15 protein-coding genes are annotated in these 25,292 nt (G+C 64.8%); 9 read left to right on the forward strand and 6 right to left on the reverse strand.

Annotation, left to right across the window (positions count from 1 at the left end; genetic code table 11):
• Window positions 1-110: 110 nt before the first annotated feature.
• Window positions 111-665 carry a porin family protein gene (locus tag SOM28_RS09260; RefSeq protein ID WP_320467936.1) on the forward strand — a complete coding sequence of 185 codons (555 nt, stop codon included), beginning with the start codon at window positions 111-113 and terminating at the stop codon, window positions 663-665.
• A 427-nt stretch (window positions 666-1,092) separates the two neighbouring features.
• Here the strand turns inward: SOM28_RS09260 and SOM28_RS09265 are convergent, their stop codons facing one another.
• On the reverse strand, window positions 1,093-3,174 hold the full coding sequence (locus SOM28_RS09265; protein WP_123069437.1) for a GGDEF domain-containing protein: 2,082 nt from the start codon (window positions 3,172-3,174) through the stop codon (window positions 1,093-1,095).
• A 330-nt stretch (window positions 3,175-3,504) separates the two neighbouring features.
• Between SOM28_RS09265 and SOM28_RS09270 the strand changes: the two genes are divergently transcribed.
• On the forward strand, window positions 3,505-4,275 hold the full coding sequence (locus tag SOM28_RS09270) for a DUF2243 domain-containing protein (protein WP_320467937.1): 771 nt from the start codon (window positions 3,505-3,507) through the stop codon (window positions 4,273-4,275).
• Here SOM28_RS09270 and SOM28_RS09275 read toward each other — a convergent pair.
• From SOM28_RS09275 to SOM28_RS09285, 3 genes are all read right to left on the reverse strand, one after another.
• On the reverse strand, window positions 4,272-6,074 hold the full coding sequence (locus tag SOM28_RS09275) for an ABC transporter ATP-binding protein (protein ID WP_320467938.1): 1,803 nt from the start codon (window positions 6,072-6,074) through the stop codon (window positions 4,272-4,274). The genes SOM28_RS09270 and SOM28_RS09275 overlap by 4 nt on opposite strands.
• Window positions 6,064-7,824, reverse strand: a complete 1,761-nt coding sequence (locus tag SOM28_RS09280) for an ABC transporter ATP-binding protein (RefSeq protein ID WP_320467939.1) — start codon at window positions 7,822-7,824, stop codon at window positions 6,064-6,066. Before SOM28_RS09280 ends, SOM28_RS09275 begins: the two co-directional genes overlap by 11 nt.
• Before the next feature lie 100 nt (window positions 7,825-7,924).
• A complete protein-coding gene (locus SOM28_RS09285; RefSeq protein ID WP_123069433.1) occupies window positions 7,925-8,653 on the reverse strand; it encodes a phasin family protein in 729 nt (242 codons plus the stop codon).
• A gap of 184 nt (window positions 8,654-8,837) precedes the next feature.
• Here SOM28_RS09285 and SOM28_RS09290 point away from each other — a divergent pair, with 184 nt between their 5' ends.
• From SOM28_RS09290 to SOM28_RS09305, 4 genes are all read left to right on the forward strand, one after another.
• Window positions 8,838-10,142, forward strand: a complete 1,305-nt coding sequence (locus SOM28_RS09290) for an amidohydrolase family protein (protein ID WP_320467940.1) — start codon at window positions 8,838-8,840, stop codon at window positions 10,140-10,142.
• A gap of 64 nt (window positions 10,143-10,206) precedes the next feature.
• Window positions 10,207-10,734 carry a GNAT family N-acetyltransferase gene (locus tag SOM28_RS09295; protein ID WP_123069431.1) on the forward strand — a complete coding sequence of 176 codons (528 nt, stop codon included), beginning with the start codon at window positions 10,207-10,209 and terminating at the stop codon, window positions 10,732-10,734.
• 33 nt (window positions 10,735-10,767) lie between these two features.
• Window positions 10,768-11,283, forward strand: a complete 516-nt coding sequence (locus SOM28_RS09300) for a GNAT family N-acetyltransferase (protein ID WP_229414927.1) — start codon at window positions 10,768-10,770, stop codon at window positions 11,281-11,283.
• A 35-nt stretch (window positions 11,284-11,318) separates the two neighbouring features.
• Window positions 11,319-12,344, forward strand: a complete 1,026-nt coding sequence (locus SOM28_RS09305; RefSeq protein WP_320467941.1) for a diacylglycerol/lipid kinase family protein — start codon at window positions 11,319-11,321, stop codon at window positions 12,342-12,344.
• 99 nt (window positions 12,345-12,443) lie between these two features.
• Here the strand turns inward: SOM28_RS09305 and SOM28_RS09310 are convergent, their stop codons facing one another.
• Both SOM28_RS09310 and SOM28_RS09315 read right to left on the reverse strand, forming a co-directional pair.
• Window positions 12,444-15,350 (reverse strand): alpha-L-rhamnosidase-related protein, encoded by a 2,907-nt coding sequence (locus SOM28_RS09310; RefSeq protein WP_320467942.1) that lies wholly within the window; start codon window positions 15,348-15,350, stop codon window positions 12,444-12,446.
• On the reverse strand, window positions 15,347-17,200 hold the full coding sequence (locus SOM28_RS09315; RefSeq protein ID WP_320467943.1) for a glycoside hydrolase family 13 protein: 1,854 nt from the start codon (window positions 17,198-17,200) through the stop codon (window positions 15,347-15,349). The genes SOM28_RS09310 and SOM28_RS09315 overlap by 4 nt, the downstream gene beginning before the upstream one ends.
• Window positions 17,201-17,640: 440 nt before the next feature.
• Here SOM28_RS09315 and SOM28_RS09320 point away from each other — a divergent pair, with 440 nt between their 5' ends.
• The 3 genes from SOM28_RS09320 to SOM28_RS09330 all read left to right on the forward strand — a co-directional run bounded on the left by SOM28_RS09320 (window position 17,641) and on the right by SOM28_RS09330 (window position 25,228).
• Window positions 17,641-20,520, forward strand: coding sequence for a TonB-dependent receptor (locus SOM28_RS09320; RefSeq protein WP_123069427.1), 2,880 nt, complete (start codon window positions 17,641-17,643; stop codon window positions 20,518-20,520).
• 88 nt (window positions 20,521-20,608) lie between these two features.
• Entirely contained in the window at window positions 20,609-22,120 is a 1,512-nt protein-coding gene (locus SOM28_RS09325; RefSeq protein WP_320467944.1) for a tryptophan halogenase family protein, read from the forward strand.
• A 438-nt stretch (window positions 22,121-22,558) separates the two neighbouring features.
• Complete coding sequence (locus SOM28_RS09330) at window positions 22,559-25,228, forward strand: TonB-dependent receptor (protein ID WP_320467945.1); 2,670 nt, start codon at window positions 22,559-22,561, stop codon at window positions 25,226-25,228.
• Window positions 25,229-25,292 lie beyond the last annotated feature (64 nt).

Raw genomic sequence — 25,292 nt, forward strand, 5'->3', positions numbered from 1 at the left:
GCGGTTACAAGCGCTTACGTATCAACGGTTCAGCTCGGCTTGCTATTGGTGCTACCTTTCCAATACGCAATTCAATGAGGAATTGCGAACCAGACCAGACAGAGGACATCATGAAAAAACTGTTCATTACGCTCGCAGCCGCCGTGGCCGCCATCGGTTCCGCACAAGCCCAAACCGTCGTTTCCGAGGGCGGCACGGGGCGCCCCTATATCGGCGCCGCCGTATCCGGCGCCAAGAACCAGACGACGGATGACTGGCAGGCCGGCGGCAAGATCTTCGGCGGCTACAACATCGACCAGAACTGGGCGGTGGAAGCAGGTCACTCTCGCTTCGGCAAGGAAGACTTCAGGGCGACCGCAGCGCCTCAATTCCCGGATGCCCAGGTAAAGAGCTCGCGCACCTATATCGCGGGCAAATACACGATGCCGGTGAGTGCCGACCTGTCGGCCTACGCAAAGCTGGGCGCGTCGTATAACGAAACCAAGACCAGCTTCATGAGCGTCAACCGGACCAATCGCGACACCGGCGCCTACGCTGCGCTGGGCTTGCAGTATGCGCTGGCGCCGAACGTGGCGCTGGTTGGCGAATACGAGCGTTATGGCAAGAAGAAGGACGTAGGCGCCAAGGCTGACGTGGTATCGGTGGGCGTGCAGTACGGCTTCTGACGACTTACCAGCCGCTGATAGCGTTAAGTTAAGCTAGCTGAGCTAGCCGTCAAATACGTCGTTCCCGCGCAGGCGGGAACCTAATCCTGCAAGCGTTTCGACGACGTTTGCAGTACTTAGGTCGCCACCTGCGTGGGGACGACGTTTTTATGCTAACTCAAGAAGTTTACTGAACAGCTCATCTGCCAGCCGGCTCCTTCGCGGTCGGCCAGGCTTCACACGATCGACCCTGCACAAGGGGGCGGGATTCGTCCCTGCGGCTGGCGTTTTCTCATGACGACGGCCCGGCGTCCACGCTGCTCGTCAACAAGCTGGACGCCTGCAAAGCGTTACCGCGCGATCTCGCCTATGTCGTCGAGCTACTTTCCGATGACGCCGCGCTCGACCTGAAGACACTCCAGGGCAAGCTGCTGTCGGTGGAACTGCTTCAACCGTTCGCCGCCTTCAACGGCTCCCGCTCTCCCATCACGACCGACAAATCGACCTGCCCCGCACGCCACGCATGCTCCAGGTTCTGTTCGATCGCATCGATGCTGGCCAGCCTGTCGTCGGCGAAGCCGCGCACGCCATATGCCCGGTTGCGCCCGTGCGACTTGGCCAGGTACAGCGCCATGTCCACCAGATTCACCACCCGTTCCCACGCCAGGTTCTGCTTGCCGACCGACAGCGGGAAGGGCGCGTAGCCGATCGAGACGTTCACGGAGAGGGCCGTGCCGCCATGGTCGACGACGGTGGCGCCGATACCGGCCAGGATGCGCCCGGCCACCTCGTCCAGCCCTGATGTGCCGGCCGGCGCCGTCGGCAGGTAGGCCAGGAATTCCTCGCCACCCCAGCGCACGATCATGTCGGTCTCGCGCAGGATCTCGCACAGGCGCGCCGCGATCGTGGTCAGTACCACGTCGCCGGCCGCATGGCCATAGGTGTCGTTGATGTTCTTGAAGTGGTCGACGTCGAGCAGGAACAAGGCGCCGCCGCTTGTCTGCTCATCTGACTGCTCATTTGCCTCGACTCCTGTCGCCGGCAGTGCGCGCATGTACTCCAGAAAGTGGCGCCGGTTGTACAGCCCCGTCAGCGGATCGCGCACGCTCTGCTGCTTGAGTTCGCGGTTCTTTTCGTGCAGCTGGGCGTTGGCGTGGCGCACCTTGCGGTACAACAGGCCGACCACGGTCGCCGTCAGCGCGAACACCGCGACCAGCAGCCACCACACGCGCTGTTGCAGGCGGCGGTTATCGATTTCGGTCGACTTGATCAGGTTTTCGCTGCGCAGCAGCTCGATCTGGCGCTGCTTCTTGTCGCCCTCGTATTTTTCCTGCAGGTCGAGCATCGCCTGCTGGCGGCGCCGTTCGAACAGCTCGTTCGAGATCTTGCGCTCGCGGTGATAGGCTTGCAGCGCGCCGGGCAGGTCGCCGACGCGCTCCAGCGCGAGGCCGTATTCGACCAGGGCGTTCTGCAGTTCCGGCTTGTCGCCGATTTCCTCGTAGCCGGCCATGCCCAGCTCGATCTGGCGCTTGCCGTCGGCCAGGCGGCCGGTGCCCAGGTAGGCCTGGCCCAGGTTCAGGTGCGCGGTCGCATCGAGTTTGCGGTCGTTCAGCGGACGCGTCGCCGCCACCGCCTGTTCGGCGTAGCCCGCCGCTTGCCTGTAGGCGCCGGTCTTGAGATAGAAATCCGACAGGTTGATCAGCGACACTGCGATTCGCTTGGTGGCGCCGATCGAGCGTTCCAGCGCCAGTCCTTCCTGCAGCGCGCGCAGCGCACGTTCGCGCTGCCCGGTATCGATCGCCAGCCAGTACTCGGCGTTCCTGATGGTCGCCATGCGGCCCGGCGAATTCGCCTTGCGGGCGGCGGCGAACGCCTCGTCCAGCAGTCCGAAGCCTTTTTCGGGCTCGCGCATCTGGGAGTAGAGGCGTACCAGCGAATTGAGCGCCATGACCACGTGCACCGGGTCCCCCTGCCTGCGCGCCAGCGCGGCTGCCGACTGCAGGCGCTCGAGGGCGCTCGGCAGATTGCCTTCCTCGGCATGCGATTCGCCCGACGAGATCGCGGCGCGTACGCGCAGGTCGATGTCGTCGGTGGTGTTGGCCAGCTTTTCCGCTTCCCAGACCAGGCGGTGCGCTTCACTCGGACGATGTTGGGCAAAGGCCGAATACCCTTGCATCAGGAAGCCCTTGGCCAGCGCGCCGGCATGATCATACTCACGGCCCAGTGCGATCAGCTCGTTGGCGAGCGTGAAGGACTGCCCATGGTGGCCGAGGCCGTGGCGCGCCATGGCAAGCTGGTTCAGGAACTCGATGCGTTGCGCCAGTGGCGCGTTACGGGCTTCCGCTTCGAGCGCCTCCAGCTTCGGCAGTGCGCGCTCGGGCACAAAGCGATTGAGTTCGCGGATCTCTGCAATGCGCTGCTCCAGCGGCAGGACTCCGCTGGCGAACGCCACGGGCGCCGCCACGCACAATGCCAGGGCCAGCGCGTGGAAGCGGGAGCGCGCGAATGCGCAATGCAGGACAGCGAACATGCCGTTTCTCGTCGCGCCGGGGTGGTCCGGCGGAAGTTGTTTGGGCCATTATATGGCTGTTGCAAAGTAGAAATTTCACTTTCTCTTTAATTGTCACAAAAATGACACAGCCAAATCGGGGGCGTCCCCGTGGCGCAAGGCGATTGCCCCGGGAAGCCTGTCAATCCAGGAAAAATTGCTGGAACCGCGTGTTTAGTGCGACAACAAAATATCGCCTGTTGGAAGTAACCGATAGCAAAAATCACGTACCACATTGTGGCGACAACGGTGCGATCCCGATCCGCGCCGGCTTCTATACTGGGGGCCACGATTGGCGACAAGGAGAACGCGATGTGGAAGTCACCCTGGGCCAGGTGGGGCGCGATGCTGGGCGTCGCGCTGGGCGGTTTTTTCGACGGCATCCTGCTGCACCAGATCCTGCAGTGGCACCACCTTCTGAGCCTGGTGCCCGGCATCGACGACCTGCGCCTGCAGGTGCTGTGGGATGGTTACTTCCACCTGCTGATGTACGTGATCGCCCTGGTCGGCCTGGTTGGGCTGTGGCGCGCGCAGCGGCGCGGCGCAGTGGATTGGGGCCGGCCGCTGGCGGGCGCGATGCTAGTGGGGTTTGGCGTCTGGCACTCGGTCGATGCGCTGCTGTCGCATTGGCTGCTCGGCATCCACCGCATCCGCATCGACAGCCCGAACCCGCTGGCCTGGGATGTGCTGTGGTTGGCCGTGTTCGGCATTGTGCCGTTGGTGCTGGGCTGGCGCTGGCTGCGCCGCCAGGGCGGCGGCGGCGGTGGGATGCAAAATGTGACCAAGGCGACCGCGGCGCTGGCCCTGCTGGCGGCCGGCACGGCCGGCGCCGGCGCCTGGGCGCTGATGCCGCCGCCGGGGCAAGACCTGACCACCGTCGTATTCCACCCCGGCGCCGGCCCGCGCGAAGTGTTCGCGGCGCTCGACGCGGTCGACGGTCGGCTCGTATGGAGCGACCGCGCCATGGGCGTGGTGGTGATGGCGGTGCCGGAATCACGCCGCTGGGACCTGTACCGGCACGGCGCGCTGCTGGTGAGCGGCAGCGGTGCGCCGGCCGGTTGTTTCAACTGGAGTCGAATCTAGACTGCGATCTGCTGCAACAGATACAGCCGCTGATACAAGCCGCCCTCGATCCGCATCAGCTCCTCGTGCGGCCCGGCTTCGGTGATCTTGCCGTGGTTGAGCACGATGATGCGGTCGGCTTCGCGGATTGTCGACAGGCGGTGCGCGATGGCGATGATGGTCACCTTGCCGCGCAACTCTTCCAGCGCTTCCTGCACGATTTGCTCGGTGGCGCTGTCGATGCGCGAGGTCGCTTCGTCCAGCAGCAGGATGCGCGGCTCGCCCGCCAGCGCACGCGCGATCGCGATCAGCTGCTTCTGGCCGGATGACAAACGCGAGCCGCCTTCACCCAGCTGGGTCTCGTAGCCGTCTTCCAGCGCTTCGATGAAGTCGTGGGCGTGGGCCGCGCGCGCGGCCGCCTGCAGGCGGGCGAAGGAAAGGCCGCGGCCCATGTCGATGTTCTCGCGCGCGGTGGCGGCCAGGATGAACGGGTCTTGCGGCACCAGGCCGACCTCGTTGCGAAAGCGCTCGTTGCCGATGCCGGCCAGCGGCAGGCCGCCGATCTCGATGCTTCCCTTGTCGGCCACGTAGTAGCGCAGCAGCAGCGACAGCAGGGTCGACTTGCCGCTGCCGGTGTGCCCCACGATGCCGAAGAAGGCGCCTTGCGGCACGTCGAGCGACAGGTCGTGCAGCACCGGCTGGCCCGCCACGTAGGCGAATTCCACATTACGCACCCGCACCGCCGGCGCAGTCGCCGAGAAGACGCTGTCGTCGTGGGCGCGCTTGGGATCGTGTTCCGGCGCGCCCGCTTCGTCGAGCAGCGTGTTCACGCGCGCCGCCGCCACCACCGCCTGTTGCAGGCCGCTGAACTGCATCGTGATCTGGATGAGGGGTTCCACCACGCGCGCGATATAGCTGACGAAGGCGTACAGCACGCCCACCTCGACCGCGCCGACCTCGCGCTGGCCGAAGGCGAAGATCACCAGCGCCAGAAGGGCGACGTTGAGCAGGTCGAGCGCGGGCCGCAGCAGGAAGGCGTTGGCGCGCAGCTCGGCCACGCGCGCCGTGTAGTGGTTGCGGTTGGTGCCCAGGAAGCGCTCGCCGAAACGCACTTCGGCATTGCTGGCTTGTAGCACGCTCATGCCGCCGATCGACTCGGCCATCTGGGCATTGATGTCGCTGCGCAGTGCACGCGCGCGCGTCACCGCCGGCGCCGACAGGCGCTGGTAGAGCCAGACGATGCCCACCACCGCCGGCACCAGCGTCAGCACGATCAGCATCAGGCGCCAGTCGAGCCAGGCCATCGCGATCATGGTGCCGATCAGGACGATCGAGTTGTCGAGCATGACGTACAGGACCTGGATGTACAGGGTCTTGACCGCCTCGGTGTCGTTGGTTACACGGCTGACCAGCTGGCCGGTGATGGCGCGGTCGAAGAAGGCCATTGGCAGGCGCAGCACGTGGCCATAGACCCATTCGCGCAGGCGCTGCACCGAGCGCATCGCCAGGCCCGACAGGCGGATCAGCTGCAGGTAGCGCACCCAGCTCGAGATCCAGCCGGTGACGACCAGGCCGCCCAGCAGCAGCGTCATCTGCGTCCAGTCGAGGTTGCGCGGCAGCAGGTGGTCGTCGATCAGGGCCTTGCCCAGCAGCGGGCCCAGGACTTCGAAGGCCGCGGCCAGGATCAGCCACAGGGTGGCGACGGCCAGGTGGCGCTTTTCGGGCGCGGCGGCGCGGCGCAGCAGGCGCGTGGCGAGCTTCGCCTGGTTGCGCAGTTCGCCGCGTTCCACGGATTTGTCGGGGCTTGCGTCAGATGGCATCGAGGCTGGCCTCCAGTTGTTGGTAGCGCCACTGGCTGGCATACCAGCCATCCAGTGCGAGCAGTTGATCGTGGGTGCCGGCTTCCGTCACGCGGCCGGCTTTCAGCACGACGATGTGGTCGGCCGCGACCACGCTTGATAACCGGTGGCTGGCGATGATGGCGGTGCGTCCAGGCTGCGCCTGGCGCAGCTCGGCCAGGTGCTCGAGGATGCGGGTCTCGGTGCCGGTGTCGACCGCCGACAGGGCATCGTCCAGCAGCAGCAGGCGGCTGTCGGCCAGCAGCGAGCGCGCAATCGCGACCCGCTGGCGCTGGCCACCCGACAGCGTGATGCCTTTTTCGCCGACCGGGGTGTCGTAGCCATGGGGGAAACGCAGGATGTCGTCGTGGATGTCGGCCATCTGCGCCGCCGCGATCACCTCGGCGCGCGAGGCGCCGGGACGGGCCAGCGCGATGTTCTCGGCGATCGTAGCCGAGAACAAGAAGGACTCTTGCGGCACCCAGCTGGTCGCGCTGCGCAACGCCGACAGGCGATAGGCGTCGAGCGGTTGGCCGGCCCATTCGGCGCGGCCGGACTGCGGCGTGGCCTGGCGCAGCAGCACCCGCAGCAGGGTCGACTTGCCGGAACCGGTCGGGCCGACCAGGCCGAGGGTCCGGCCCGGCTCGAGCCGCAGCGACACGCCGTCGAGTGCCGGCTGCTGCAGATTGCCCTGGCCGCCATAGGCGAAGGTGACCTTGTCCAGCACCAGCGCGCCCTGGCCGACCTGTTCGACCGTGCCGGTGTCTTCGACCGAGAGCGGAGCGTCGAGCAGCGGTTGCAGGCGCGCCAGGCCGGCGCGGCCGCGTTCGATCAGGGTCAGCACCCAGCCGGCCGCGAACATCGGCCAGATCAGCTGGCCCAGGTACATCGTGAAGCTGGTCAGGGCGCCCACCGTCAATTCGTTTTGCCACACCAGGTAGCCGCCCAGGCCGAGCGTGAGGCCGGTGGCGGCGGTGAGCGTGAGGCCGACCGCCGGCTCGTAGGCGGCTTCCCATTTTTGCGCCGTCAGGCTGGCTTGCGCGGCATTGCCGGCCAGCTCGCCGAACTGGTTCGCGCTGCGCCCTTCAAGGCCCAGGGCGCGCAGGGTGCGCACGCCGGACAGCGACTCTTGCACGTGGTCGTTGAGGGCCGAGAAGCGCTTGAGCGCATCGCCTTCGGCGGTGTGGATATGGGTCGAGATGTACCAGAACGCGAGGCCCATCAGCGGGAACGGCAGCAGCGCGACCAGGGCCAGGCGCCAGTCCACGCCCAGCATCATGATCCCCAGCACCATCACCAGGGTCAGCGTGCCGTCGAAGGCGGCCAGCAAGGCTTCGCCCGCCGCCATCTCGATGGCGTCGATATCGTTGGTGGCCAGCGCCATCAGGTCACCGGTGCGCTGGCGCTGGTAGAAGGCCGGGCCCTGCGCCGCCAGGCGCGCATACAGGCGGGTGCGCAGCTCGACGCCCAGGTTGTAGGCGGCCGAGTACAGCCGGATGCGCCAGCAGACCCGCAGCACGTAGATCGCCACGCCCAGCGCGACCAGTTCGGCGATCCCGAGCAGCAGGTCGTGCTGGCCGAGGCGGTTGGCGGCAAGGGCGTCGACCATGGCGCCGACCTTGCGCGGGATGAGGACGGTGCAGATCGCGACGCCGACCAGCATGGCGGCCGACGAGGCATAGGATTGCCAATGCCGGCGCACGAAGCCGCCGATCAGCCTGGACAAACTCATTCGAAATCCTTGGAAATGCGCCCGAAAAAAAAGCGGGCCAGAGCCCGCTAGTGTAGTCGTTTTGCCTATCCGGCGCATTTCGCCGCGCTATTTCGCCATCCTATTTGCGGCGCTTCGACGACGTGCCGATGCGGGTGACGGTGGCCGAATCCTTGTCCTCGACCGGGGCCGCAAGCGGTTGCGGCACCGCGGCCGCTTTCGAGGCGCCCTTGCCGACGGCCTTGGCGATCGGCTTCTGCTCGGACACGGGAACAGGCTCTTCGAGGATCGTCGCCTGCACCTCGGCCGCCGTTGCAACCGGCTCGACCTGCTCGACCACGAACGGCTCTGGCGCGGCTGCCGGTTCGGGAATCTGCTCCGCAGCCTGCTTGATCTGCTCCGTGGCTTTCTCCGTGACCTTCTCGGCAACCTGCACGGCTTCCTTCGGCGCTTCCTGCACGGCCTCGGCAATCAGCGCTGTCCGAACGATCGGCGCGACGACGGCCGGGGATGCGGCCTGAGGCGCGATCGTGCGCAAACCGTATGGCTGCGCATTGGCGGTGATGTTGGCCAGTTCGCGGCCGTAGTTGAACAGGCTGCGTACCTGTTCTTCGGCATGGGTGCGCAGCACCAGCAGGTCTTGCGGCTGGGTTGCCCCGATCAGCTGGCGCAGGGTGTGCGACGAGCGCTCGACCGAATCGCGCGAGGCCGACAGGTTGAGCGACATGAGACGGCTGGCGTTGTCCAGCGCCTGCGTGGCGAAAGTATTGAAGAAGCGGAACTGCGCATCCAGTTGGGCGCTCAGTTGCCTGGTAGATGCTGCGGACAATTGCTCGGGAAGTGAAGTCATTGGATTTCCTATCGGTCAGTATGGCGCGCTGCAATATCGACCAGTGTAACCACGATTTGCGGGTGTTGCAACGCACAAAGGTGGCTTATTTATTAAGGGTAATATTGCATCGCAGCATTGTTTGATTTAGCTCAAAGACCGTGTTCCCGAATTGCTACAATGACCAATCAAGGATGGAGTTGACATGGACCTCGTGATTCGCAATGCGACGCTGCCCGACGGCCGGCAAGACATCGATATCGGCATCGCCGACGGCCGCATCGCGGCCCTCGAGCCGCGCTTGGCGGCCAGGGGCGCGCGCGAAATCGACGCCGCCGGTGATCTGGTCAGCCCGCCCTTCGTCGACGCCCACTTCCATATGGATGCGGTGCTGAGCTATGGCTTGCCGCGCGTGAACCGCAGCGGCACCTTATTGGAAGGGATCGCGCTGTGGGGCGAGCTCAAGCCCACGCTGACCCAGGACGCGCTGGTCGAGCGCGCGCTGCGCTATTGCGACTGGGCGGTGGCCCGTGGCCTGCTGGCGATCCGCAGCCATGTCGACATTTGCGACGACCGCCTGCTGGCGGTGGAAGCCCTGCTGGAAGTCAAGCGCCGGGTGGCGCCGTATCTCGACCTGCAACTGGTCGCTTTTCCGCAGGATGGCCTGCTGCGCAGCCCGACCGCCTTCGACAACCTGAAGCGCGCGATCGGCATGGGCGTGGACGTGGTCGGCGGCATCCCCCATTTCGAGCGCACCATGGCGCAGGGCGCCGAGTCGGTGTGCCTGCTGTGCGAGTTCGCGGCCGAACGCGGTTTGCGGGTCGACATGCACTGCGACGAGAGCGACGACCCGCTGTCGCGCCATATCGAGACGCTGGCGTACGAGACCCAGCGCCTCGGCCTGCAGGGCAGGGTGGCCGGCTCGCACCTGACCTCGATGCACTCGATGGACAATTATTATGTGAGCAAACTGCTGCCGCTGATCGCGGAAAGCGGCGTGGCGGCGATCGCCAACCCGCTGATCAACATCACCCTGCAGGGCCGCCACGACACCTATCCCAAGCGGCGCGGCATGACCCGCGTGCCCGAACTGATGGCGGCCGGCGTCGACGTCGCCTTCGGCCACGACTGCGTGCTCGACCCCTGGTATGGCATGGGCTCGGGCGACATGCTCGAAGTGGCGCACATGGGCCTGCACGTGGCGCAGATGACGGGGCTGGAGGCGATGCAGTCCTGCTTCGACGCGATCACCGCGACGCCAGCGCGCATCCTTGGTCTCGAAGGATACGGCCTGGCTCCTGGCTGCCATGCCGACCTGGTGATCCTGGACGCCGGTTCTCCGGTGGAGGCGATCCGCCTGCGCGCGGCGCGCCGGCTCGTGCTGCGGCGCGGCCGGGTGGTGGCCGAGGCGCCGGCCGCCGCCAGCCACCTGTATCTCGACGGAAGGCCCGATGGCGTCGACTTCCGGATGCCCCAAAGCAACAAGCCGGAAAACCAGGATGCTCCGTGATTATTTGTGAGTTTTCAGGCAAAATAACTGACCGCCGGGTTCTGGCATTTGCAAACTGACTGTTGTGAGAGATATTGAAATCCGTCCCGCCGTCGAAGCCGACTTCGAGGCGATCTGGACCATTTTTTGCGCCCACGTGGTGGCCGGTGAAAGCTATGTCTTCACCACCGCCACCTCGCGCGAGGCAGGCCATCATTACTGGCTGGGCCAGGGCGTGCACAGCTTCGTCGCCGTGAGCGCGGCGGGGCGGGTGCTGGGCATGTACAAGCTGGTGCCGAACCAGGTCGGACGCGGCCACCACGTGGCCAATGCGTCCTATATGGTCAGTCCGTCGGCGCAGGGGGCGGGCATCGGCCGCCAGCTGGGTGAACACAGCCTGAACGAGGCGCGCAGCCTGGGCTTCCTGGCGATGCAGTTCAACCACGTGGTCAGCACCAATGCCGCCGCCATCGGGCTGTGGAAGAAACTGGGTTTTTCCATCGTCGGCACCCTGCCCAAGGCCTTTCGCCACAAGCGCCTGGGCTATGTCGATGCCTATGTGATGTACCAGCTGCTGCAAGACCCCGACCACTGGCCGACCGCGGACGAGTAGTCGCGAGCACATAAGCACGATATGATCTCGGCCATGACCGAGATCCTCACCACCGACCGCCTGCGCCTGCGCCGCGTCACCGAGGACGACGCCCCGTTCTACCTGGCGCTGGCCAACGACCCCGCCTTCATCGAGCATATCGGCGACCGCAAGCTGCGCACCGTCGACGCCGCGCGCCGCGGCTTGTGCGAGGGCCCGATCGCGATGCAGGAGAAATACGGCCATTCGCTATACCTGGTCGAGCGGCTGACGGATGGCGCGCCGATCGGCCTGTCCGGCCTGGTCAAGCGCGACACCCTGGAGCACGTCGATATCGGCTATGCCTTCCTGCCCGAGTACCGCGGATGCGGCTACGCCTTCGAGGCAGGGCAGGCGGTGGTGCGTCTTGCGGCGCGGCTGGGCATCCGGCGCCTGGCGGCGATCGTCTCTCCCGGCAATGCGGCCTCGATCGCGCTCCTGCAACGGCTGGGACTGCGCCTGGAACGCCGCGCCACCCTGGCCCCCGGCCAGCCCGAGGTCGACGTCTACCTGGCCGATCTGGATGGTTGAGTAGCGCACCTTGTGCGGGTATTGACGGTGGTACGATGGCGCATCTCCAATGCCTGCTGACCGAAACGACACCGATGCCATCCAACGAGTTGCCGCAAGACGCCCATTTCTACATTGTCTTGAATGCCGGTTCCGGGCATTCCGAGACCGAGGAGCGCATCTCGACGATCCGCGAGGTCATGGACCAGTCGGGCCGGGTCTGCCACCTGGAAGTGGTCGAAGATCCAGAGAGACTGGAACACATCGCGCGCGAAATGGCCGCCAAGGCCCTTGCTGACGGCGGCGTGCTGGTCGCGGCCGGCGGCGACGGCACCATCAACACGGTGGCGCACCAGGCGGTGCTGGCCGGTTGCCTGTTCGGCGTGCTGCCGCAGGGGACATTTAATTACTTTGGCCGCACCCACGGCATTCCGGAAGACCTGGCCGAGGCGGTGTACGCGATGCTGCGCGCCGAGGTGAGGCCGGTGCAGATCGGCATGCTCAACAACAAGATCTTCCTGGTCAATGCCAGTGTGGGCTTGTATCCGGCGCTGCTCGAGGCGCGCGAGCACGACAAGCGCGAATATGGCCGCAGCCGCCTCGTCGCCTTCCTGTCGGCGATCAAGATGGCGTTGCGGCCCCACCGCCACCTGCGCATCACGCTCGAACTCGACGGCAAGGAAAAACATCTGCGCACCACGACCCTGTTCGTGGGTAATAACCGGCTGCAGATGGAGCAGGTCGGGATGGAAGACCTGACCGAGGCGGTGGAGGAGGGGCAATTGGTGGCGCTGGCGCCCAAGCCGATGGGCAAGCTCGGGCTGCTGGGCCTCCTGATCCGCGGCGCTTTCGGCAAGCTCGGCGCAGGCGACGACGTCATCGCCTTCGCATTCAAGAGCATGACGGTGCGCACGCCGTCGTTCTATGGCCGCAAGCGCCTGAAGGTGGCGGCGGACGGCGAGGTGAGCAAGATGGCGACGCCGTTCGAATTCAGGGTGCTTGAGGGGCGGCTCAAGTTGTTGGTGTCTTCGAGCGGGCGCGGTGAGCCGAGGCCTGTCGAAGGCACGTTCGAGACTGCGTGAAGCCTGAGCGTAAAGCTAACGATTACCTTCTTTGCTGACGCCAGCACGTCGTTCCCGCGAAGGCGGGAACGACGTGGTAGCTGACTATCTGGCCAGGCTTTACTTCACCCGCAGCAGCCGCACGCCGTAGATATCGAAGCGGTTCGACGGCTCGGCGCCGCCGGCGCCGGTGAAGCTGCGGTTACTGTCGAGATAACTCATATTGTAGAAGTCCGTCATCTCGAGACGGTAGCTGCCCGCCTCGTTGCCAGCCTCAATGCGCGCCGCCAGCGGCGTCGAATACACGCTCGGCGTGTCCTTCTGCAGCAGCGGCGCATGCGGCAGCTGGATCACGCCCTGGGCCACGACCTTGCCACTGCCGTCCTTCAGCGCCAGCCATTTCACGCCGCCGCTGATGCCCAGGTTCACCTGGTTGGCGCCGTTGTGGTAACGCACCTGGATGCGGTAATCGCCCGCGCGTTCGATGCGGATGCCGTCGACGGCGAAGCGGTCGTCCGGCTTGCCCCAGTCCTTGAGGTGAGCCTGGGTGAAGCGCGCATCGGGCGCGGTCGTCTTCAGGTTCGAAATCACGCGTGCATCGGTCACGGGAATCTCGGTGCCCGCATCGACGCAGCGCGGCTGGCTGTGGTGGCTGACGTTGCCGCTGTCGGTGTACAAGGCTTCGACCGCATAGCAGGAGGTGGCGCCAGCCTTGCGATCGACCCAGGTCCCGGCCGGCAGCTTGTCGGCCACCAGCTTGCCGTCGCGGTAGACCCGATAGCTCACGTTGGCGGCATTGCCGTTGGCGCCGATCTGCAAGGTGACCGCACCGGACGAGGCGCGCGCCAGGCTGTCGATGGTCGGCTCGCGCGGGCCGAAGACGGCGCTTGCTTCTTCATAGGGATTGGCGTTGACGCGGCGGATGTCCTGCTGGCCGGTCACCAGTTTGCCCAGCACGATCTCGATGCGGTTGCTGTCGGCCAGCGCGTCCAGGCGGATGGCGCCGGTGACCGGCTTGCCATTCAGGACGATGCGCTCGACCGCGTAATAGCCATCTTTCTCGCTCACGGCAGGCAGTTGCATGCGCACGTCGATGCGCTTGCCATGCAGGCGCAGGTCGTGCAGCGCGATCTCGTTCGTGCCGCCGAAGGTCTCGCGGCGCAGTTTCGCGGTCACGAACGGTTTCAATGCGATGCCGTCGTCCAGCGTCTCCACGCCGAACACATTCCCGATCACCATGCCGAGATAGCCGCCCACCGACCACAGTTGGCGGCGCGAGTTGATCACCGGACCGCTCAGCCCCGGGTTGTTTTCGTCGAGCAGCAGCGGCTGGCCGGACAGCCACTCGAGGTTTTCCATATTCGACAGATTGACCGCCGCCCCGCGCATCAACGAAGCGTAGGCCACGTCGGCCACCGCCGCGTTCTTGCCGTGGGCCGCCGCCCGCAGGCCATAGGCGGTCACGAACGGCCAGCTCGAGCGGTTGTGATAGACCGGCGCTTTGACCTGCTGCGGCCAGATCATCGGGGCGCCCAGCGGGCCATGCGGATAGCGCGCCAGGATCGAGCGCGCCTGGCGCTCGTCGGCCACGCCGCTGACGATGGCCAGCGCCTGGCCCAGCCAGTCGAACTTGTGCAGCGGCGCGTCGTCCAGGTGGCCGGCGGTGAGGCTGCTGTACATGCCAGCGTCTTTCAACCACAGGCGCTCGTTGATCGCCCGCTTCAGTTCTTGCGCCCAGCGCGTGTAGCGCTGCGCCTTGTCGTTGTCCTTGTGCTCGCGCGCCAGCTTCGCGGCCAGGTTCAGCGCCTGGTAATACACGACGTTGGTCGACAGCGCCTTGGAACTGGCCATCGAGGCCAGGTCGCCCGGGATCCAGGCGGCATAGGTCTGGTCGCGCCAGTCGAGGAAGGATTCCTCGCCCGTGTACAGTCCAGTCACCGGATCGAAGGCGGCCACGCGGTCGATCTCGATCGTGTTCGACAGCGCCTTCAGGGCGCGCGCGGCGAACGCGGCGCGTTCGGAAGCGGGCAGGGTGCGCAGCGTCTCCTCGGCTGCCAGGGCCCAGGTCAGCCGGTCGGTGCTGACCGGCCAGCTGCCGCCGCTGCCGGTATCCTGCACGATCTGCAGGCCGTCCGGCGTGCCCGGGACCTGCGCCGCGGCCGTGACTTCGGGACGCCAGCCCGAGAGCTTGAAATCCAGTGAATTGCGCACCCGCTGCGGATCGAGCAGGGCCAGGCCCAGGTCGGCCGCGTACGACAGGTCGCGGGTCCAGACATAGGCCCATTTCTCGCCCGTGGCGAAGCACGCGCAGTCGATCGCGTTGCCGCCGTTGTAGTTGCCGTCATTGATCTGGCTGACCGAATTCTGGCGCATCTCGCGGCCGGCCATCGCGAACAGGGCGTCGAAGGCCAGGTTGCCGCTGCGTACGCGCGGCAGGCCGTCTTCTTCGGCATACTCGACGTGCTGCGGACCGGGATCGCGCAGCAGCATGGTGCTCGACTGGACGTAGCGGCGCAGCGGCGCGTCCGCATCCGGCGTCGAATAGCGCACGGTTTCCACCTTGCCGTCCCAGGTCGGCCATTGCTGGCTTGCCTGGGCCGTGTGGCCGGCATGCGGATCGGGGCCGGCGCCACGCTGGGTGTCGGCGATGCGCGCCACCTTCAGCACAGGCTTGGCGCGATCGCGCGCATCGATCGTAAAGCGGTAGGTGCCGGGCTGGCGCACGAACAGGAAGGTCTCGGGACCGGACTGCCGCTCCAGGCGGTAGTCGGTATCGGGCCTGACGCTGGTGCTTTTATCGGGATCGATCACCCACTCGGCGCTCCAGTCGCCAGTGCCCAGCTTGAAGGCGTGGTTGCCGGGCATGACCTCGACGTCGGCCTGGTAGATGCCATCGCCCTTGGCCGCGAGCGGACTGGCGGTGCCCCAGCCATTGAAGGCGCCGCGCACGTACAGGCCGTCGACGTTCTGGGCGAGGACGCTGCCACAGGAGAGCAGGGCCGCCAGGGCGATGGCACGGCGCTTCATTGCGGCGCCGCCAGTTCGAGGACGATGGCCGCGCGCGGCGCCAGCACCAGCTTCTCGCGCAAGTCATAGGTCTTGCCGGTCAGCGCGTCGGTGCCGCTGGCTACGCCGGAGAGCATCTCGCGGAAGCGGTCGACATCGAGCGACATCTCCTTGCTGTTGTTGTTGAACGCAACCAGCACCTTCTTGTCATCGTTGTAGCGGAAGTAGACCCAGGTGTTGTCCTGCGGGCCGTAATGCATCATCTTGCCGTTGTGGATGACCGGCTGGCCCTTGCGCCAGTTGGCCAGCTTGCGCACGAAGTCCTGCGCATTGCGCTGCTTCTTGCTGAGACCAATGCCCTTGAACGCATCGACCTTGTCGCCGGCCCAGCCGCCCGGGAACGGGGTGCGGTAGGTGGCGTCGTTGCGCTCGCCGACGGCGCTGGTCATCAGGATCTCGTCGCCCGTGTAGAACTGCGGGATGCGCGGCGCCGTCATCATGAAGATCATGGCCATGCGGTACTTGTCGAAGTCTTCGCCCACTTCGCTGTAGATGCGCGACATATCGTGGTTGTCGGCGAACAGCACCAGGTTGCCCGGCTCCGGATACAGGTAGTCGAGCGACAGCGTCTCGTAGACGTCGGTGAAGACGTTGCCGCCTTTTTTGTCTGCCAGTGCCTTGCGCATCGCCTCGGCCACCGGGAAGTCCATCAGGCTAGGGGTGTAGGCCTGGTAGCCGTCGAAGTTCTGCTTGCCGCGCTGCCAGTAGGCCACCACCGGCACCTTGGTTGACCACTCTTCGCCGACCAGGTTCAGGTTCGGGTATTCCGCCATCAGGCGCTTCGTGTACTCGCCCAGGAAGGCCTTGTCCGAGTAGCCGAAGGTGTCGATGCGCAGCCCGGAAAGACCCGCGTACTCGATCCACCAGATATTGTTCTGGATGAGGTAGTTCGACACCAGCTGATTGGACTGGTTCATGTCGGGCATGCTCTTGACGAACCAGCCGCGCGTGAAGTTGTCGGCGTCTTCCTTCGAGCCGTATGGGTCCTGCACCGCCGTGTGGTAGTGGTGGGTCGGCACGAACTTGTCGTTGTAGTTGATCCACTCCGGCGCCGGCAAGTCCTTCATCCACCAGTGGTGGCTGCCGATGTGCGACAGCACCACGTCCTGGATGATGCCGATGCCGTGCTTTTTCGCTTCCTGCGACAGGCGCTTGAAGTCCTCGTTGCTGCCGTAGCGCGGGTCGATCTTGTACAGGTCGGTGGCCGCATAGCCGTGGTAGGAGTAGCCCGGCATATTGTTTTCGATCAGCGGCGTCGGCCACAGCTGGGTGAAGCCGAGGCCGGCGACGTAGTCGAGGCGGTCGATGATGCCCTTGATGTCGCCGCCGTGGCGGCCCAGGCCACCCTTGCGGTCGAGCTTGTCGGGCATGCCCTCGACGCTGTCGTTGGACGCATCGCCATTGGCGAAGCGGTCCGGCATGATCTGGTAGATCGCGTCCTTGCTGGAAAAGCCCTGGCGTTCGGCGGAACCGGCTTCGCGCTCCAGCAGGCGATAGGTATAGCTGGCCGTGCGGTTGGCACCCTTGAAGGCGATGTCGAAGCTGCCTGGCTTGACCTTCGGGTCGAGCACCAGGTCGATGAACAGGTAGTTACGGTTCGGGGTGCGGGTCACCGAGGCGATGCGCACGCCCGGATACGCCAGCGACGGGTCCAGGTCGGCGATCTTGTCGCCATACACCATCAACTGCACTTGCTCGTGCTGCATGCCGGCCCACCAGAAGGGCGGCTCCATGCGGGCGATGTCGGGGGTCTGGGCGTGGACGGCAAGCGAAGCGCCGCCGAGCACGATGCTGGCGAGGAGTTGTCTCATGATTATCGAGCGCCATTATCGCTATCAGCTGCTCAGGTAGTAAGACTACAAACCTATGCAGAGTGAGTACGAATTGGCGCGAAGTGTTGTTGTGTTGGCGAAAGAGTACTATAGAAAATGGCCGCTAACAATCAATACACCGCCTGCCGTCTCTAGTGGAACTACACGGACGCGCCTCCACTGAATCTTCAGATTTCCTTTAGAAACAGCGCGAAATCTCCTCCCGCTAAGCCGAACATGGCTATTTCTGTAGCCCAGCTACAACGCGCGCGATACTGTTTTTTTCGAAACCTGCCATTATTGTCGATACACACAGTTTTCGACTGCAACATCTAGTTTTAGTACAGACGTTGAGTCGGGGCTGATAAAAATTGTCGAGGCAATGACCCCGGCAGCGGCAACGCCGCGCCGCGGGAAACCGCCTTTCACCGAGGAGACACATGAAAGCTACCGCCACCAGGCGCGCCGGCAAGTCGGCGCGTACCGCATTCCCGTTGAACCCGTTCGCCGCGGGCTGCGCCGTCCTGCTGTCGGCGCTGGCTGGCCAGGCCTTCGCCCAGGCATCCGGCAGCGAAGCGCAGACCGCCGTCGCACCGAACACCCCGACCGCGGCCGCCACCAGCGAAGTCATCGCCACCCCGGCGCCGGCGCCAAGCGTCTCCACCGTCACCGTGACCGGCATCCGCCAGGGCATCGAGGCGGCGATCTCGGTCAAGCGTAATTCCAATTCCATCGTCGAAGCGATTTCGGCCGAAGACATCGGCAAGCTGCCCGATTCCTCGGTGGCCGAATCGATTGCGCGCCTGCCGGGCGTGACCGCCCAGCGCAGCCGCGGTTCGGGACGCGCGTCCGAGATTTCGGTGCGCGGCCTGTCGCCGAGCTTCAACGGCACCCTGCTCAACGGCCGCGAAATGGCCTCGACCGGCAACGCCCGCAATCCTGAATTCGACCTGTTCCCGTCCGAGCTGATGGGCGGCGTGGTGATCTACAAAACCCCGGACGCGAGCGTGATCGGCCAGGGCCTGGCCGCGACCATCGACCTCAAGACCGTGCAGCCGCTCGACTTCGGCAAGCGCGTCATCGCCGTCAACTACAAGAAGAGCCGCCTGGGCGTGCGCACCGCCGAAGAAGGCGATGGCGACCGCTTCTCGCTGTCGTACATCGACCAGTTCGCCAACCGCACGATCGGCGTGGCGGTCGGCCTGACCTCGTACGACGAGACCGGCGGCGAACAGCGCAAGTACGATGCCTGGGGCGGCAACGTGGCCGAACTGCCGTACAACGGCCAGAACGTGCGCGTGCCGCTGGGCTTCACCGCCGATACCGAAACCGGCTACCACAACCGCGACGGCGCCTTCGCCTCGCTGCAATGGCGCCCGAACCGCAACTTCCGTTCGACAGTCGACCTGTTCTATTCGGCCGGCGAAACCGGCTACAAGCGCAGCGGCCTGGAAGGCGCTGTCGGCGCCAACACCTCGGGCCTGTACGATCCGGCCGGCGTGCTGGAAAACGTGACGGTGCAGAACGGCATCGCCACCAGCGGCACCCTGACCAACTACAAGGCCGTGATCCGCAACCACATCGAATCGGCGGACGACGACCTCAAGACGGTCGGCTGGAAGAACGAGCTGAAACTGGGCGAGTGGAACACCAGCGCCGACCTCACCTGGTCCAAGGCGACCAAGCTGAGCTCGCGCTATGAAACCAGCGCCGGCCTGCCGGGCAATGCGGCCAACCTGGACACGATCTCGTGGACCGGCTTTAACGGCGGCAACTTCACCGATATCGCCTGGCGCACCGGCCTGAATTACGCTGACCCCAACGTCGCCCGCCTGACCGACGTCAACGGCTGGTCGGGCACGGCCGACAATCCGCTGGCCCAGGCCGGTTACCTGGCCCAGCCGTATATCGAAGACACGCTCAAGGCGATCCGCCTGAACGCCAAGCGCAACGTCGAATGGGGTCCGGTGTCGGCGATCCAGTTCGGCTACAACTTCACCGACCGCGAAAAAGCCCGTACCGGCGAAGAAGGCCGCCTGATGATCATCGGCGGCGACCGCTTCGGCGCCGTCGCGATGCCGGGCAGCACCCCGAACACGGCCGGCACCACCGGTATCCCGATCGCCACCTGGAATCCACTGGGCTCGCTCGGATCGGTCTATGAACTGGCGCCGAAGGTCAATGCCGACATCCTCACCAAGATGTGGGACGTGAAGGAAACCGTGCAGACCGCCTACGTCATGGGCGACCTGAACGGCGAACTGTTCGGCCTGGAATACCGCGGCAACGTCGGCACCCAGTTCGTGCACACCAAGCAGATGGGCGGCGGCTTCAACAGCGGCAACTGCACCGGCGAGACCGCCGACACCTGCCCGGTGGTGCGTACTACCGGCGAGCACGACTACTGGGATGTGCTGCCGAGCCTGAACCTGTCGTTCGACCTCAAGAACGACCAGGTGCTGCGCATGGGCATGGCGCAAGTGCTGTCGCGTCCGACCCTGGACGACCTGCGCGGCGGCATCGGCTTTGGCGTCAACACCGGCGTGACCAACCCGTTCCTGAGCGGCGGCGGCGGCAACCCGATGCTGGAACCGTTCAAGGCCAAGTCGTTCGACCTGTCGTACGAGAAGTATTTCGGCAAGAAGGGCTATATCAGCGTGGCCGGCTTCTACAAGAAGCTCGACACCTTCATCCTGCGTACGCCATCGGAATACGACTTCGCGCCGTGGGTCACCGAGACCACGCCGCTGCCGACGTCCGGCTCGTTCGCCGGTTCAACCATCGGCGTGCTGAACCGTCCTGAAAACGGCGACGGCGGTACCATCCGCGGTTACGAGCTGGCGATCAACGTGCCGCTCGAGATGGTGCATCCATGGCTGGACGGCTTCGGCATCCTGGCCAACCACTCGAACACCACGTCGAAGATCGACCTGCCGGCTTTGGGCTTCGGCAACGTGCAGACCGCGGCGACCACCATCCCACTGCCGGGCCTGTCGCGCAAGGTCAGCAACCTGCGCCTGTACTACGAGAAGAACGGCTTCCAGATCGCCGCCGCGGCGCGCAAGCGTTCGGACTTCCTGGGCCAGTCGCCCGACTTCTCGGACACGCTGCAGTACACCTTCGTGAAGGGCGAGACCATCGTCGACTTCCAGATCTCGTACGAGATCCAGAAGGGCTTCGCCAAAGGTGTGTCGGTGTTCGCACAAGCGAACAACTGGAACAACGCACCGTATCAGGAGTACACCGACAACAGCGATTCGATCACCCGTCGCGTGGAGTACGGCCGCACCTACCAGTTCGGCGCCAACTACAAGTTCTGATCGCAATCGGGCAGGACTACAATGCAACCCTCGCGGCCGCCAGGCCCCGGGGGTTGTTTTTCTTGGACGAGACAGCAGGAATAAAAATATGGAACACCAGGCAATCAAGGACATCGTCATCGTCGGCGGCGGCACCGCCGGCTGGATGACGGCGGCGGCGTTGAGCAGCATGCTCAACGGCCGCTACAATATCCGGCTGGTCGAGTCGGACGAGATCGGCATCGTCGGCGTGGGCGAGGCGACCATCCCGATGATCCAGCGCTTCAACCGCGTGGTCGGGATCGACGAGGCGGAGTTCATGCGCGAGACGATGGGCACCTTCAAGCTGGGCGTGGAGTTCGTCAACTGGGGCAAGCTGGGCGAGCGCTATATGCACGGCTTCGGGCGCATGGGGCAAGACCTGGCCACCGTGCCGTTCGAGCAGTACTGGCACAAGATGCGCGCGCTGGGCAAGGCCGCGCCGCTCGAGGAATACTCGATCACGCGCATGGCGGCCAAGGCCGGCAAGTTCATGCCGGCGCGCACCGATGTACCGAATTCGCCGCTGGGCGACATCGCCTATGCCTATCACTTCGACGCCAGCCTGTACGCGAAATACCTTCGAGCCCTGTGCGAGGCGCGCGGCGTGACCCGCATCGAGGGCAAGATTGCGCGCGCCATCCAGCGCGAGCCGGACGGTTTCATCGAAGCGGTCGAGCTGGAAGGCGGCCAGCGCATCGAGGGCGAACTGTTCGTCGACTGTTCGGGCTTCCGCGGCCTGTTGATCGAGCAGACCCTGGAGACCGGCTACGAAGACTGGAATCACTGGCTGCCGGCCGACCGCGCACTGGCCGTGCCGTGCGAATCGGTGCCGGCGATGACGCCGTTTACGCGCGCCACGGCGCATAAATCGGGCTGGCAGTGGCGCATCCCGCTGCAGCACCGCACCGGCAACGGCCATGTGTATTGCAGCCGCTTCATCAGCGACGACGAGGCGACCGCGACCCTGTTGTCGAACCTCGACGGCCGCGCGCTGGCCGAGCCGCGCATGATCAAGTTCCGCACCGGCATGCGCAAGCAGGCCTGGAACCGCAACGTGGTGGCAATCGGCCTGGCGGGCGGCTTCCTGGAGCCGATCGAGTCGACCAGCATCCACCTGATCCAGTCGGCGATCGCGCGCCTGGTCGAATTCTTCCCGGACCGCCGCTTCAGCGAGACCGACCGCATCGAGTTCAACCGCCAGTCGCGCTTCGAGTACGAGCGCGTGCGCGACTTCATCATCCTGCACTACCACCTGAACCAGCGCACCGATTCGGCCTACTGGACCGAGTGCGCGCATATGGCGATTCCGGAAACCCTGCGCCAGAAGATGGACTTGTACCGTTCGCGCGGCAAGATCGTGCGCGTCGATAATGAGCTGTTTTCCGAGGTCGGCTGGTTGCAGGTGTTCGAAGGGCAGAACATGCCCATCGACGGCTACCACCCGCTGGCCGATACCCAGTCCGAGGCGGATATCGCCGACTACATGGGCAGCGTGCGCGACGTGATCCGCAAATGCGTCGACGTGATGCCGTCGCATGAAGAATACATCGCCAAACATTGCGCGGCTAAAAGATCCTAGCCCCCTCATCGACTCTGCCGCACGGCCGCCTTCGGGCGGCCTTTTTTTCGCCTGTTGTAAGGCCGCATCAGGTCGAGGAACTTATCTGTGTAGCAAATTTTCAGTCTGCGGGCCTAAGCGCCCTCGATCTGAATGATTTACTACAGGAAGCGCACCAAGATGGTGCGAGGCAATAAAAATCTGCCGGTTTTAAGGGCATTTGTAGCCCGACTACAGAGTCACTACATTGCCCTGTCGCTCTTAAACAACGAAAAATCCGTTAAATTACAATGTATTAGCGAATCCGATCGCGTAATCCTTGCTCTAAATAACTCCCGTTGACAGTGCATCTAGTTTTAATACAAAATTCCGCCCAACGTTGATTTTGTCGCAAAAAGCCGATCCCGGTCTGCTCAAGCAGGTGATTTCGGGACTACATCGTTCTATCTGAGGGGACACATGAAAAATATCGCCACCAAGCGTGCCGCATTCCAGCTGAGCCCGGTTGCCGCCGGCTGCGCCATCTTTGTCACGGTCCTGGCCGGCAGCGCACACGCGCAAACCGCCAGCACCGGCGAAACCGCCAACCTGAACCCGGACGCGCCTGTCACCACCGTGACCGTGACCGGCATCCGCCGCGCGATCGAAGATGCGATCGCCGTCAAGCGCGAATCGACCGGCATCGTCGAAGCGATCTCCTCGGAAGACATCGGCAAGCTGCCGGACGTGTCGATCGCCGAATCGCTGGCTCGCCTGCCGGGCCTGTCGGCCCAGCGCGTCAATGGCCAGGCCCAGCAGATCAGCATCCGCGGCACCTCGGGCGACCTGTCGACTGCGCTGCTGAACGGCCGCGAGCAGGTCACCACCAGCTCGGACCGTAGCGTCGAATACGACCAGTACCCATCGGAACTGATCAGCGCCGTCACCGTGTACAAGACCGGCGACGCTGCAGTCGTCGGCCAGGGCCTGTCGGGCACGGTCGACCTGCAGACCATCAAGCCGCTGTCGCTGCGCGAGCGCGTCATCACCGTCAATGTGCGCGGCGAAAAGAACTCGAAAGGCTCGATCAGCGCCGGTTCGCCGGACACCGGCAGCCGCATCAGCGCGTCCTACATCGACCAGTTCGCCAACCGCACCCTCGGCGTGGCGATCGGCTATGCGCGCCAGGACAAGCCGAACGTGCACCAGCAGTTCGAGACCTGGGACTGGGTGGATGACACCAATGTCGTGCCAGGCTCGACCGTTAAAGTGCCGAAGGGCATGAAGTCGATGGCCACCACCGGCGACCAGGTGCGTGACGGCCTGATGGGTGTGCTGGAATGGCGTCCTAACCGCAACTTCAGCTCGACCTTCGACGTCTATCACTCGCGCTTCGACCAGGAAGAAATCCGCCGCGGCATCGAAATGCCGCTGAAGGACGACGGCGAAGTGCGCTTCTCGAACGCGACCGTGGTCAACGGCACTGCGATCGCCGGCACCGCCAACAACGTCAATCCGGTGGTGCGCAACAACCGCATGACGCGCGACGACAAGCTGACCGCATTCGGCTGGAACAACCGCTACAGCTCGGGCGACTGGGTCGGTATCGTCGACATCAGCCGTTCCAAGGCTGACCACAAGGAGCAGCTGATCGAGATTAACTCGGGCCGCGCCACCCGCCAGACCCTGGGCTACAGCTACAACGGCGGCACCATCCCGCAACTGTCGCTGTCCGGCGTCTACGACGATCCGTCGCAGATCGCCATCGGCGGCCAGTTCGGCGACGGCTACGTCAACGCCCCGAACATGACCGACAAGATGACGTCGTTCCGCGTCAGCCTCGAGCGCAAGTTCTCGGACGGTCCGTTCAGCAGCCTGGAAGTCGGCTACAACCACTCCAAGCGCGAGAAAGAGAAGGAACACCTGGAAACCGGCTTCACCAAGCTGGGTGACGGCACCTTCGCGCCTGGCGTGCTCAATGGCTCGCAGGGTCTCTATGGCCTGCAGAACTCGCTGAGCTGGGACATCGACGCGGTGCTGGCGAACAACTTCGGCCCGTTCACCCCGACGGTGCTGGTGCCGTGGGGCGCGACCAAGAACTGGTCGATCGAAGAAAAGGTCAAGACCGGCTACGCCAAGCTGAACATCGACACCGAACTGATGTCGATGCCACTGCGCGGCAATATCGGCATGCAAGTCATCGAAACCGACCAGAGCTCGACCGCGAACACGCTGCGCGCCTGGCCGTTCGCCGACCTGGTGCCACTGACCGACGGCAAGAAGTACACCGACTACCTGCCGAGCGTGAACCTGGCCTGGGCCCTGCCTGACCAGCAATTCATCCGCTTCGGCGCCGGCAAGACCCTGGCGCGCGCCAAGCTGAACCAGCTGAACGCCGCCCTGGAAGTGGGCCTGACCGCGCAAACCACCGGCACCCCATGGGGCAATGGCGGCAACGCCCAGCTCGACCCATGGCGCGCCAAGCAGGTTGACCTGTCGTACGAAAAATACTTCGGCAACAAGGGTTATATCTCGGCCGCCGGCTTCTACAAGGACCTGTCCTCGTACATCTACAGCGTGACCGTGCCGCGTGACTTCTCGGAGTTCAACCTGCAGGGCGCCCTGACCAATATCGGCACCATGACCCAGCCGATGAACGGCGAAGGCGGCACCCTGAAGGGCCTGGAGTTCGCGGCCTCGACCCCGCTGGACATGATCCACCCGATGCTGGACGGCTTCGGCATCACCGCCAACGCCTCGTTCACCAGCAGCGAAATCTCGATCGTCGACCAGCGCTTCGGCAGCCTCGCGATCCCGCTGCCAGGCCTGTCCAAGCGCGTGTTCAACGTCACCGCCTACTACGAGAAAGACGGTTTCTCGGCCCGCATCAGCCAGCGCTACCGCAGCGACTTCGTGGGTGAAATCGGCGGCATCGGCGGTGCAACCGAGCTGACTTACGTGAAAGCTGATAAAGTGGTCGACCTGCAACTGGGTTACGACTTCAAGCAGGTCGAAGGTCTGTCGGTGCTGTTCCAGGTGAACAACCTGACCGACACCGCCTTCCGCAGCTACGCCGGCACCGAAGATCGTCCGCGCGGCTACAGCAAGTACGGCCGCCAGATGCTGCTGGGCCTGAACTACAAGCTGTAAGCAACACACTGGTTGATCGGCACGCCGCCCAGCGCGGCGTCTGCCAGCCCTTGCAGGTTTAGCC

Origin of the sequence: Massilia sp. CFBP9026, from assembly GCF_034045165.1 — a bacterium.
In the GTDB taxonomy this organism is placed as follows: Bacteria; Pseudomonadota; Gammaproteobacteria; order Burkholderiales; family Burkholderiaceae_D; genus Telluria; species Telluria arenae.